This is a genomic window from Pseudoalteromonas ulvae UL12, assembly GCF_014925405.1.
Lineage (GTDB): Bacteria > Pseudomonadota > Gammaproteobacteria > Enterobacterales > Alteromonadaceae > Pseudoalteromonas > Pseudoalteromonas ulvae.
On record NZ_AQHJ01000023.1, the window covers coordinates 581,615 to 594,147 of the forward strand.

At 40.2% G+C, this 12,533-nt stretch carries 14 protein-coding genes; 3 read left to right on the forward strand and 11 right to left on the reverse strand.

All coding sequences use genetic code 11. The features are described from left to right. Positions 1 to 185 precede the first annotated feature (185 nt). The 5 genes from PULV_RS06145 to rplU all read right to left on the reverse strand — a co-directional run bounded on the left by PULV_RS06145 (position 186) and on the right by rplU (position 3,249). Complete coding sequence (locus tag PULV_RS06145; protein ID WP_193331174.1) at positions 186 to 560, reverse strand: DUF3718 domain-containing protein; 375 nt, start codon at positions 558 to 560, stop codon at positions 186 to 188. An 83-nt stretch (positions 561 to 643) separates the two neighbouring features. Next, positions 644 to 1,129 (reverse strand): type 3 dihydrofolate reductase, encoded by a 486-nt coding sequence (gene folA / locus PULV_RS06150; protein WP_227009363.1) that lies wholly within the window; start codon positions 1,127 to 1,129, stop codon positions 644 to 646. A gap of 69 nt (positions 1,130 to 1,198) precedes the next feature. Beyond that, positions 1,199 to 2,347, reverse strand: coding sequence for an Obg family GTPase CgtA (cgtA, locus tag PULV_RS06155; RefSeq protein WP_193331175.1), 1,149 nt, complete (start codon positions 2,345 to 2,347; stop codon positions 1,199 to 1,201). A 316-nt stretch (positions 2,348 to 2,663) separates the two neighbouring features. After that, positions 2,664 to 2,921 carry a 50S ribosomal protein L27 gene (gene rpmA, locus PULV_RS06160; RefSeq protein ID WP_086742422.1) on the reverse strand — a complete coding sequence of 86 codons (258 nt, stop codon included), beginning with the start codon at positions 2,919 to 2,921 and terminating at the stop codon, positions 2,664 to 2,666. 16 nt (positions 2,922 to 2,937) lie between these two features. Then, positions 2,938 to 3,249, reverse strand: a complete 312-nt coding sequence (rplU, locus tag PULV_RS06165) for a 50S ribosomal protein L21 (protein ID WP_086742421.1) — start codon at positions 3,247 to 3,249, stop codon at positions 2,938 to 2,940. A gap of 385 nt (positions 3,250 to 3,634) precedes the next feature. Here rplU and ispB point away from each other — a divergent pair, with 385 nt between their 5' ends. Continuing rightward, positions 3,635 to 4,606 (forward strand): octaprenyl diphosphate synthase, encoded by a 972-nt coding sequence (ispB, locus tag PULV_RS06170; protein ID WP_086742420.1) that lies wholly within the window; start codon positions 3,635 to 3,637, stop codon positions 4,604 to 4,606. An 85-nt stretch (positions 4,607 to 4,691) separates the two neighbouring features. Here the strand turns inward: ispB and mdh are convergent, their stop codons facing one another. Beyond that, positions 4,692 to 5,627, reverse strand: a complete 936-nt coding sequence (gene mdh, locus PULV_RS06175) for a malate dehydrogenase (RefSeq protein ID WP_193331176.1) — start codon at positions 5,625 to 5,627, stop codon at positions 4,692 to 4,694. Between the two features lie 384 nt (positions 5,628 to 6,011). Here mdh and argR point away from each other — a divergent pair, with 384 nt between their 5' ends. Continuing rightward, positions 6,012 to 6,479 carry a transcriptional regulator ArgR gene (gene argR, locus PULV_RS06180; protein WP_086742418.1) on the forward strand — a complete coding sequence of 156 codons (468 nt, stop codon included), beginning with the start codon at positions 6,012 to 6,014 and terminating at the stop codon, positions 6,477 to 6,479. Here argR and PULV_RS06185 read toward each other — a convergent pair. The 4 genes from PULV_RS06185 to PULV_RS06200 are packed head-to-tail and all read right to left on the reverse strand — an operon-like array spanning position 6,476 to position 11,083. Beyond that, on the reverse strand, positions 6,476 to 7,384 hold the full coding sequence (locus tag PULV_RS06185; protein ID WP_193331177.1) for a Dyp-type peroxidase: 909 nt from the start codon (positions 7,382 to 7,384) through the stop codon (positions 6,476 to 6,478). The genes argR and PULV_RS06185 overlap by 4 nt on opposite strands. A gap of 18 nt (positions 7,385 to 7,402) precedes the next feature. Next, the gene (locus PULV_RS06190) at positions 7,403 to 8,440 is read right to left on the reverse strand and encodes an ABC transporter ATP-binding protein (protein ID WP_193331178.1); all 1,038 of its coding nucleotides are present in this window, start codon (positions 8,438 to 8,440) and stop codon (positions 7,403 to 7,405) included. Beyond that, positions 8,433 to 10,079 (reverse strand): ABC transporter permease, encoded by a 1,647-nt coding sequence (locus tag PULV_RS06195; RefSeq protein WP_086742415.1) that lies wholly within the window; start codon positions 10,077 to 10,079, stop codon positions 8,433 to 8,435. The genes PULV_RS06190 and PULV_RS06195 overlap by 8 nt, the downstream gene beginning before the upstream one ends. Next, entirely contained in the window at positions 10,079 to 11,083 is a 1,005-nt protein-coding gene (locus PULV_RS06200; RefSeq protein WP_193331179.1) for an extracellular solute-binding protein, read from the reverse strand. The genes PULV_RS06195 and PULV_RS06200 overlap by 1 nt, the downstream gene beginning before the upstream one ends. Before the next feature lie 335 nt (positions 11,084 to 11,418). On the opposite strand from PULV_RS06200, the gene PULV_RS06205 reads away from it, so the two are divergent. Continuing rightward, positions 11,419 to 11,571 (forward strand): hypothetical protein, encoded by a 153-nt coding sequence (locus tag PULV_RS06205; RefSeq protein WP_193331180.1) that lies wholly within the window; start codon positions 11,419 to 11,421, stop codon positions 11,569 to 11,571. 239 nt (positions 11,572 to 11,810) lie between these two features. On the opposite strand, the gene PULV_RS06210 is transcribed toward PULV_RS06205, so the two are convergent. Beyond that, positions 11,811 to 12,497, reverse strand: a complete 687-nt coding sequence (locus tag PULV_RS06210; RefSeq protein ID WP_086742413.1) for a tRNA-uridine aminocarboxypropyltransferase — start codon at positions 12,495 to 12,497, stop codon at positions 11,811 to 11,813. Positions 12,498 to 12,533: the final 36 nt, after the last annotated feature.

Genomic DNA, 12,533 nt, shown 5'->3' on the forward strand with positions numbered 1-12,533 from the left:
CTTCCTAACAAATGCGGCTATAGGCCGCATTTTTTTGTATCTGAATTATTTACCGCATCTATTGTAGACTTCGATGCGCGCGCGTCCCAGCATCAATGAAACAAACGAGCATAGTTTAAGTGAGCATTAACGACCCATAAAAAAACCAGCATAAGCTGGTCCTTTATAATATACTCATTCAAAAGTTACAGACCTGCACGGTCCTTAATTGCAGCTGCGACAGCTGAAGCTCCATGCCCATTTGCCGTCGCCCACTCATAATCACCTGATGAAGCTAATTTCTTTTTAGGAAGTTGTTTAACAATAAACTCGCCTGCACTTGTCGCATTACTTGCCATAGCATGACGTAATAATGAGTTCCCACCACAGCTAATATCATCATACACATTACGGAGCTTTAAACGGCTGTCATCAAGCTTCTTACGTAAACGATTTTTGTCATCTGCTGCAACATAGTCACAAATACTTGCAACAAGCTGATCTGTTGCATTTACAGAAGAAGAAAATACCATTGATCCTGTTGCTAAAATACCTAACACAATACTCGCTGTTAATTTCATACTTCGTACCTTTTAATACTTTTTACTTAGTGAGAATGCAAAAATTGTATCAAAATGATTAGATTGATGCAATAACCTAATGCTTATTTAGTATAAGTTATGAAAGTGTAGTCAAAAGGATTAGTTTTGTCACTGTAATGTCGCTCAGTTTCTAACACCTGCCATGGGCCTACTTTTTCATAGTCAGGAAATTGCGTATCCCCTTGCGTATCAAGATCAATAAACGTTAAATACAAACGGTGGCAAAGAGGTAAAAAAGCCTCATAGATAAATCCACCTCCTATAATCATTACCTCATCAACTTCACCTGCCTTTTCAATCGCTTGTGAAGGAGAGTTAACAAGTTCAACTCCTTCAATTAATAAATCAGTATTACGTGTAATAACGATATTTTTCCGCCCTGGCAAAGGACGACCAATTGATTCAAATGTCTTACGACCCATAATTACGGGCTTGCCTAAAGTTACGGCTTTAAAATGTTTAAGATCTGCAGGTAAATGCCAAGGCATTTGATTTTCTTTACCAATCACACGGTTATTAGCCATGGCGGCTATCATTGAAATAATCACAAGAAACACCTAATACTTATTTATTAATTTTAATATACTAAAACGAAAAAAGGCGCCAAGCGCCTTTTCTTATTTCTGATAAACGACTTCTACATCGTAATCATCTTCATCCCAATCATCATCGTCCAAATCATCATCAAGCGTTTCTTGGTGATAAGAGTCCCATTTGAACTCAACTTCTTTCGTCGTTTCTTGCTCAAATTTATCTTTTGGCATTGAATCAAGTAACGTCATGACATCAAAGCACAACTCGGATGTATTTTGCTTACTCACAGCTGAAATTTTATAGATATTTTCTTTAATATCTAATGCATCTGCAATCTGCGCACAGACCGCATCAACTTCATCTTGTGGTAACAAATCAATTTTGTTAAAAACAAGCCAGCGCGGCTTAGAAGCCAATTCAGGACTATAACACTCAAGCTCTGCAACTATAGCATCTGCATTTTCAACAGGATCAGAACCATCAACTGGCATCACATCAATAATGTGAAGTAAAACACGGCAACGCTCAAGGTGCTTCAAAAAGCGAATACCTAAGCCTGCGCCATCTGCAGCACCTTCAATCAAACCAGGAATATCCGCAATAACAAATGATTTATTTACATCAGGACGGACAACACCCAAATTAGGTACCAATGTAGTAAATGGGTAATCAGCTACTTTTGGCTTTGCTGCAGAAACACTACGAATAAATGTAGATTTACCCGCATTCGGCATCCCAAGTAAACCCACATCTGCAAGTAATAACAATTCAAGTTTTAGATTTCGAATTTCACCTGGTGTACCTAATGTTTTTTGGCGTGGTGCACGATTTGTACTTGATTTAAAGCGAGTATTTCCTAAACCATGAAACCCACCTTTAGCAACCAACAAACGCTGGCCATGGCGTGTTAAGTCACCAATACTTTCGCCAGTTTCGATATCTGAAACTCGCGTACCTTGTGGCACACGAAGAATAAGATCGTCACCTTTTTTACCTGTACAGTTACGACTACGGCCATTCGTACCGCGCTCTGCACGATGAAAGCGTTCAAACTGATAATCGATCAGAGTGTTAAGGTTTTCGTCAGCTTCAAAGTATACACTGCCGCCATCACCACCATCACCTCCATCAGGACCCCCTTCTGGAACGTATTTTTCTCTACGAAAAGAAACGGCTCCGCTACCACCGTCACCGGCTTCGGCTCGGACTTCCACTTCATCAACAAATTTCATGGTTTCTCGCTTACAGAATAACTTGAATACTTTAACTTTGAGCAATTATAAATCGTTGCGCATGCGCTTGCTATAGATAATAGCAATCAATCCCCCGAATAGATAATCCAGCGCTTAATCCTAGCCATATTCACGCAATAGGAGCGAAAATAATCACACACTTTTGCGTAATAACTAAATAGACAAGGAACTAACTCTATAAATTAACAATATAAAATGAACGAATTGTTCAACGATAGGTAATTGAGGAAGTTAAATTTAATAATTAAAAACAAAAAACCCCGCCTAAGCGAGGTTTTTCAAAACAAAGCTCTGATTACTCAGAAACGATGTTTACGTATTTACGGTTTAAAGGACCTTTTTGTTCAAACTGAACTTTACCGTCAGCTTTTGCAAAAATTGTGTGGTCTTTACCGATACCTACGTTTGCACCAGCGTGGAACTTAGTACCACGTTGACGAACGATGATGCTACCCGCTAAAACTGACTCGCCACCAAAACGCTTAACGCCTAGACGTTTACTTTCTGAATCGCGACCGTTACGAGTACTACCAGCTGCCTTTTTATGTGCCATCTTACTGTACCTCTAATTAAGCGCTAATGCCTGTGATTTTAACTTCAGTGAACCATTGACGATGGCCCATTTGCTTACGAGAATGCTTACGACGTCTAAACTTAACAATCTTAATCTTCTCGCCACGACCATGAGAAACAACTTCAGCTGCAACCTTACCGCCATTAACGAAAGGTGCACCGATTTCTACTTTCTCACCATTAGCAACTAAAAGTACTTTATCAAACTCTACTGCAGAACCAGTTTCTACGTCTAATTTCTCAAGACGAATCGTTTGACCTTCAGTCACACGGTGCTGTTTACCACCACTTTGGAAAACCGCGTACATAATTAACTCCGTCTGTGCGCCCTCAAATCGACGCAACTAAATATTCTTCAATGGCCGCGAAGTTTACGCTAATTATTCAGTACAAGCAAGTATATTCAATCAACTTTTTGCAAAAAACAATTCACACTAAACAGTTTGCAAAAAACCATTATAAACAATGAATTAGAGCTGCAAGCTTACTAAAATAGATACAAAGTGCAGATAATGATAAATAACGTCTACTTTTCAACCACACGGCATGTTTATTTGTGAGTAAAGTTACTCTTTGAATATATTTTAATTTAATAATTCTCGCTAAGCTAGCATTAAACGGTCGAGCTCAAATAATTATTGTTGTATAATCGAACGCTGCAAAACCACTACAAAGAAACTGGTTCGGAGATCAATGGATATCAAATCTATCCAGGCGCTGACTGACAATGACATGCAGAGCGTCAATCAATTAATTTATACTCAACTACAGTCTGATGTAGCCTTGGTCAATCAACTTGGTTTATATATCGTTAATAGTGGCGGTAAACGAGTTCGCCCAATGCTATCTCTTCTTGCTGCAAAAGCACTTGGTTACCAAGGTGATGCACACATTACATTGGCAACTATTGTCGAGTTCATTCACACCGCAACATTACTGCATGATGACGTAGTGGACGAATCCGATCTCAGACGTGGTAATGCAACCGCTAATGCAGAATTCGGCAATGCCGCAAGTGTATTAGTGGGTGACTTTATTTACACTCGAGCCTTTCAGCTCATGGTTGGTCTTGAAGAAATGCGAGTCATGAAAATACTCTCTGATGCAACAAATGTCATCGCTGAAGGAGAGGTACTGCAATTAATGAACTGTAATGACCCCGACACCACTGAAGCTAGCTACATGCAAGTTATATACAGTAAAACAGCTAAATTATTTGAAGCGGCAACTCAACTGGCGGCAGTCATTACACAGCAAGATGACACGATAGAAAACGCTTTAAAGCTTTATGGCATGCATTTAGGGACTGCTTTTCAATTAGTTGACGATGTACTCGACTACAGTGCAGACCAAGCTGAACTAGGCAAAACCATCGGTGATGATTTAGCAGAAGGCAAACCAACCTTACCGCTCATTTACGCAATGCAGCATGCAAATGAAGAGCAAGTATCACTTATTCGCCGCGTCATTGAACAAGGCAATGGTCGTCAATACCTTGATGAAATTCTGGCCACCTTAGCGCAAACCGATGCCCTGAATTTCACCTTAAATAAGGCAAAAGAAGAATCAGTTAAGGCAATTGAATGTCTAAATATACTCCCTGATAGCGAGTATAAAAATGCCTTGATTGGATTAGCTAAACTAGCGGTCGATAGAAATCATTAACAACAACGACTCGTTTAGCGACAGTTCAAAATTCACCGAACATAAAAAAGGCCTGCAATGCAGGCCTTTTTATCATGCAATGAAATTAACCATTGATGAAATCGATACCTTCTTTGATATCAGCATTTAACGTTGCAAGCATGTCATTTTTAGCTTGTTCTTCGAATGCACTTAACGCACCGTAAGAAAGAATTTCTTCAACGCCATTTTTACCTAGACGAACTGGGTGCGCGAAGTAAGGTGCATCACCATTTTCAACAGCAACATACGCATAATCAACTACATCTTCACCTTGTAAGCCTTTAACTAGCGACAAACAAAAACGAGCTGCTGCAGCACCCATAGATAATGTCGCAGAACCTCCGCCCGCTTTAGCATTAACAACTTCAGTACCTGCATTTTGAATACGAGGAGTTAATGCAGCCACTTCTTCATCAGTAAAGGTCGCGCCTTCAACTTGAGACAATAATGGTAAAATTGTTGTACCAGAGTGACCACCAATAACTGGTACTTTCACTTGAGCAACATCTAAACCTTTCAGTTCAGCAATAAACGCTTCAGAGCGGATCACATCAAGAGTTGTCACACCAAATACACGTGACGCTTCATAAGTACCTGCTTTTTTGAATACTTCAGCAACAATTGGCACTGTGCCATTTACAGGGTTAGTGATAACACCAACCAATGCTTTAGGACAATTAGCGACAATACCTTCAGCTAATGTTTTGATAATTCCTGCATTCACGTTGAATAAATCAGCACGATCCATACCAGGCTTACGTGGCATACCCGCTGGAATTAACACAATGTCAGCACCAGTTAATGCATCAGCAAGATTATCAGCACCAAAACCTGCCACTTTTACATCTGTAGGGATGTGAGACAAATCAACAGCAACACCGGGTACAACTGGAGCTACATCGTATAATGACAACTCTGAACCAGCTGGTAAGCTAGTTTTCAATAATAAAGACAGGGCTTGGCCGATACCACCAGCGGCACCTAAAACGGCTACTTTCATTTGTATTCTCCGTATAAAAGGGAAGGTAAAAAAATTTGCCCCTAAAGATAATGAAAACTGAGGCTAAAGACAAATTAAACCCGCTATTTTCTTACTATTAGCGACTATAGTTGTAACAACTTAGCAAAAATCCACCTTTAAAGCTCAGCTTATGATGTATTCGTCTGTTTTATTTATTTTTTCCTAAGGATCCGAACGGTCTTCAATACTCAAAAATCACATATTTAGGTTAATAACCAAGCTTTTAAATGTATATCCGTTTATTTCTCTACAATTTGAGGGGCGGTTAAATCCCCTTAATCGCAAATAGTGCGGTGAACTTTGTGCATCTTAGCGTAAATTTGTGTAGAATTTATGAATTGATATGATATAGAACAGTCAGAGATGCAGATACAAGACAAACAAGAAGCACTGGTAAAAGCCTTTAAAGCACTTTTAAAGGAAGAAAACTTCGGCTCTCAAGGCGAAATTGTTGACGCCTTAAAAGACCAAGGTTTTGATAATATCAGCCAAAGTAAAGTATCTCGAATGTTGAGTAAATTTGGTGCGGTAAGAACTCGTAACGCCAAACAAGAAATGGTTTACTGTCTGCCTGCTGAAATGGGTGTGCCAACGGCTAAAAGCCCGCTGCGCCAACTTGTTATTGATATCATGCACAACGAAATGATGATTATCATCCGCACTAGCCCTGGAGCGGCACAACTCATCGCTCGCTTATTGGACTCGCTTGGAAAAGCTGATGGCGTGCTCGGCACTATCGCTGGAGATGACACTATTTTTATTGCGCCGGCCAAAATAAGCGAAATAGACATCACCTTAGAGCGCGTAAAAAACCTCTTTGAAACGGTTTAATGCTTCGCTAGCGCAGTTAAAAAATCAATCGATGGGGCAAAAAATGATGCCCCCATATCAGCACTGGTAAAATCAAGCCAACTATCATAACCCTGATCACTGTCTAAACGATTTTTGAGTAACAACAAAAAAGCCTCACTGTTGGCACTGCAGCTCACCTGCAGCATACCTTGCTCATGCATATCCCCATAAGGCATTCCTTGCTGTAATAGCAATGCATTCCCTTGTGAGTCTTTGAGTTCAAAACGATGTACATGACTGCCTGAATTTATAGGCTCTATCAAGTCATTATCAAGACGAGTCCGCCCAATAATCGCCTCTTGCTCATCAATACTAAGTAGCTGCCATTTATTCAGATTGTGTCTAAAGCGTTGAATATGAACAAAGGAGCCTTGATGAAATGGCGAGTCAACATCTTCGATTAGAGCCACTCTTTTCTTAGCTCGGCCATGAGGGACATCCGCGCCATAAATAAACCCATTCAGATCACGCCCATCTAAAAAACGAAAGCATTTAACTTGCTCGACCAACTCCACATCAGGTGCCAACAAATTAAGAACACGAAGACCAAACAGGTGATTAACATCACTTCTATCTGAACGTATTTGTATGAATAGATCAAAAGGCTGCGAGGGCATATTATGTTCAGCATCATCCACTTGTGGAAAACCTACCAGTCCATCGGGTATCTCAGTTGGAATGAGGTGAGGCCAATACTCAGCACCGATTGCCACAACACTTGAAAGCAGAGCCTCTGAAAATTGATCTGAGAAGTCATCTTGCAAATCGATAATTTGCGCAAACTTTTTTGCGACCGACTCATCATGCCCATCTAGCACATTTAAAAATAAATATAACCCATGTAAATTCGCTTCGGCACAAATTCCTGATTGCGCTTGTGGCATAACGCACCCTCTTAATGATCACGACTGAGCAAAAAAGTTAACTGGATGAGGCAAAAGAGTCGCGGTAACAGGCTGGCCAATTTCAAATATCGCGTTAGCATTTGCAGCAATTTCAATTTCTTGTCCGGCAATATCGACTCGATAAAAAAATTGCTCTCCCATAAAACGTCGAGCTTTCACGCTATGTTGACCCTGTTGATCGGCCTTAAGCGTTAAGTGATGTGGGCGCACATATACCTGCCCTGCTTGCTCAGTTTGCGCTAATCCTAAATCAGCTTCCAGCAACCCAAGTTCAGTCGTCAACTCTCTATTATTGTTATAACTTGCCGCTAAGTATATGCCGTTACCTAGAAATTCAGCAACTTGCTTTGAGTTTGGGTGTGAAAATAACGCTTGAGGTTCATCAATCTGTAAAATTCGTCCTTGATCCATCACGGCTAATTTATCAGCAAAAGCAAACGCCTCTTCTTTTGAATGTGTGACAAAAATCGCAGAAACTTGCGCGGCTTTGATAATTTGACGGATCTCTTCAATCAACTGGAAACGAACTTGATGATCAATGTTTGAAAATGGTTCATCTAATAATAAAAAAGTCGGTTTATAAGCCAAAGCTCGAGCGATTGCGACCCGCTGCTGCTGCCCGCCAGATAACTGATGAGGGTAGCGATTAGCCAAATCTGGTAACTTTATCAACGCCAGCATTTCTTCAACTCGAGCCTGACGAGACGATTTAGACCACTTTGCCAGACCAAAACCAATATTTTCAGCCACTGTTAAATGAGGAAAAAGCGCATAATCTTGAAACATCATGCCCAAATTTCGCTGCTCTGGTGGCAAAAAACAGTGCTCATCGCTAATACATTGATCTGCAATAGCAATGCAGCCCGACTCAGGCTTTATCAAGCCAGCAATTGCTTTGAGCGTGGTTGTTTTACCACAGCCACTGGCACCTAATAAGCACACTATTTCATTCGAGTTAACTGTCAATGACAACTGATCAATCACAGCTTGGTTATGATAACGATAAACAAGATTTTTAATTGATAAGCTACTCATGAGATTGCGTTCGTTCCATAGATGAATTGACAAAATATAAAGGGAGTAACCCCACTAATACAATTAATAAAGCAGAAAACGCAGCTAATTCTAGGTGTTCATCACTAACATACTGATAAACATGGGTGGCTAACGTTTCAAAATCAAATGGCCTTAATAACAGGGCTGCAGGCAACTCTTTCATGCATTCAATAAAGACTAAAAGCCCCGCAGTGAGAATACCACGATGCATAAGAGGTAGATGGATCAAACGTAAGGTTTGCCCTTTTGTGCGCCCCATGGATGCACTGGCCATGTCTAAAGAAGGTGAGATCCGAGCAAAGCTGGCTTCTATTGTACCTTGAGCTATGGCATAAAAACGCACTACATAAGCAACGATAAGTGCAAAAATAGTCCCACTAAAAAACAACCCCGGAGCCGAAAACCACTGTGAGCTATCAGCAAAGTGATTAACCCATTCATCTAAACGCGTTAAAGGCAATAACACAGCTATAGCCAGCACAGTCCCTGGCAAGGCATATCCTGCACTACCAATTCGCCCTGGTATTGTTTTAAATGGCGAATCACTTAAACGCTGAGCATACACAACAAATAACCCAATCAACACACAACAAAAACTGACAATACTGGCTAACGTTAGACTTTGCCACGCGTAAATAAAAAAGTCACTTTGCCATGATTGTTCAAAGTATTGCACAGCATAACTGAATAAAATAACTACAGGGATAATAAACCCTAAACCGAGAACCAACAGACAAAAGCCAGTGGAAAAATATGCTTTAACCCCTTTTAATGTATACAATGCGCCGTGATTATGAACACTTTGTCGTTCAAACACATGCTGATTTCGTCGACTAAATCGCTCAGCGCCCAATGTTAAAAACAAGATAAGCAGCATAACTGCAGAAATTTTTGCAGCCGCAGTCAATGAATAATAGCCCAACCAAGTATCATAAACAGCCGTGGTTAACGTGCTCACAGCAAAGTAATGGACAGTAGCAAAATCCGCCATCGCTTCCATACTGATCAACGCTAACCCCGCCACAATAGAACCTCTGGCTAATGGTAAGGATACTTTGAAGAAACTAAATACCGCTGAGTGCCCCATCAACTGACTAGCATGAATGAGTTTATGTGATTGCTCTTTTAATGCCGTTTTAAAAATGAGATACAAATACGGGTATAACACCAAAGCAATCATAATAATCGCACCTGGCAAAGTGCGAATATCAAAAAACCAATACTCACCTGCAGATTGCCAACCAAATAGACTTCTCAGCCACACTTGTACTGGTCCCGCAAAATCAAACAAATCAGTGTAAATATACGCAATAATATACGCAGGCATCGCCAATGGCAGCATCAACGCCCATTCGAAGTGTTTTTTTCCAGGAAAATCACAATATGCAACGAGCCAACCTAAAGGAAGTGCGATTAGAGAGCTGACAAGTGCCACGCCAATAATCAATAAGATGGTATTTGCAGTGTAATCCCAAAGGACGGTTTGCCAGAGGTGGTCAAAAACCTCAGCCGAAGGTTGAAACGATTCAAAAATAAGAAAAGCGAGAGGAAGCGACAGTAAAAGCCCTGCCGCCCAAGCGCACACCTGCCATTTAGACAGTGAAAAACGTAAATGCATTAAAGATCAAATTTCACCTCATCCATCAGCTTCAATGCTACAGGACGATACTTACTGACTTCAGTGAGTGGTAAACTATCTTCCTTAAACTCACCCCAAGATGCCACTAATTCTGACAGTGGTACACCCGCTTTAACAGGGTATTCCATATTAAGTGAAGCATACATATTCTGAGCTTTGTTGTCAGTCATAAATTCAATAAGTTTCAATGCGTTTGCTTTATTTTTCGTAAACTTACTCATCACCACACCCGATACATTAATATGGGCACCGCGATCTTGTTGGTTTGGGAAATTAATATGAACTGCATCAGCCCAAGGCTTTTGCTCAGGATCCATTATCATCTTACCAAAGTAATAGCTATTCCCAAGCGCTAAGTCACACAGCCCCTCTTTAATCGCTTTAACTTGAGCTCGGTCATTACCTTGAGGCTTACGTGCTAAATTAGCTTTCACCCCTTCCAGCCATTTTTTTGTTTCAGCTTCACCGTGATGGGCAATCATTGATGCGACTAAACCTAAGTTATAAGGATGCTTACCAGAGCGAGTGCATAACTTACCTTTAAATTGAATATCCGCTAAATCTTCATAACGTAACGTAGGCATTGCACCAATACGAGTTTTTGAAGAATAAACATTACGCGCGCGTTTCGTCAAAGCCACCCATAAACCATCATCAGCTCTAAAGGTACTTGGTACATTTGCTTTGACTAATTCACTCTCAATTGGCTGCATCAAATCCGATTCTTGCAACTGGAGCAAAGTATTGAAGTCCGATGACAGCACCACATCCGCAGGAGTGTGTTTACCTTCTCGCTTAATGCGCTCAATTAAACCACTTTTAGCAAAGACCACTTTTGTTTGAATCCCTGTTTGAGCGGTAAACTCTTCTAAGATAGGCTCAATTAAAAACGGTTGACGAAACGAATAAATATTAACCACATCAGCGGCTAGACTACTGACACTAAATAAACTAGCAAGTAATGCCATCGCTTTTAATTTCATAATTCATGCCTTTTTAAATAAGAAGTATTATCAGTTGAATTTTAAACATTCTGATACATAAGTACAGCTTTTATCTCCCTTCCCTGACTTTATGCTCTTCTTAAACTCCATCAGAGTCAAAACTTCATAAGTAGGATTAACTTTGTAAGATATTTCCCACAAACTCGACAGACATTCCTATTTATGTAGTATGAAAACACAGCAAAAAAAATATAACATTTTGAATTAAAATAACTTTAATTTTTTTAAAATATGATGACCAGTATTTTATTGCTGTTGATAGGCTATTTTAGTCAGCCTAAATATCTATAATTGATTCATAGCTTGAAGGAAAGATGGAGCGACAAGCAAGGCAAGATGCCAAAGTGCTTAGTTTAGCACAGGGACAAGGAGTAAAAGTAGGATGTGCAGGATGCACAGAGCGGGATGCTCAAGTCATGGATAGTGCCACAGGAGTGGCCTTCAAAGATGCAACAAGGACGTTTTAACGCTGACAGGAGTCAGCCGCTCATTGAAGTAAAGCGTAAAGGATGACTGCTAGGAGCACACAAGGAAATAGACTTAGGATGAGTCTGCTATAGAAATATAGCTAAGGATAGACGAGTAGGATTGCCCCAAAAGGCACCGAGCAGGATGCTCAGAAAGATTCCGGTCAGCGTGGACTATTTTATAGGCCACGCTTTTTTTTGCCTAAAATTTTGAGTAAATGAATCTATCTCATTACAAGTCACTCTTTGTTTTTGAGTAACGCTCCTTTGTTTCGCTTGCCACTTAAATATGCCTCACGAAAATCAATAAAATGTCGTTCTAACTTTGCTGATGCATCTAATTCATTTGCCATTTCTAACACCATAATCGCGACTTCAGCAGTGCCTAAATGATTATCAAAAGCCGCAACACGAAGTTTGTACTCACTTAATTTATCTGGTGTGATTGATAAAATAGGTAAATGATCTAAATAAGGGCTTTTGCGGATCATTCGCTTCGCTTCACGCCACGTGCCATCAAGAAAAATAAATAACGGTTTTTTACCCTCTGTTACATCTATTTTTTCAATAAAACGCGATGCTGGTAAATTATCATTCGGAAAGACAATGATGGGCTGATAAATAGGGTTGGCTATGAGTGCTAATAACTCAGGCTCGACCTCTGTTCGCTGCCAGCGAAAAGCGTAATGGTCAGGAATAATATCGGCAATCAAACGTCCGGTATTTGAAGGTTTATAACTTTCGTTATGTGACATCAACAAACACACCGCACTGTGGCAATTAGCCACTTCAATACCTGCACAAATGCAATAATTGACCGATAGCAAACACCCTTCACAGCGGATCATTTTGCCACCACGGGCATTAAATTCGCGTTTTGATGTTTCTAACTGCTTTGCACGAAGTGCTAATACTGCATTTTTCAACCGACTGACCTTTTGCCTTTATGTTTATTCAAAGGC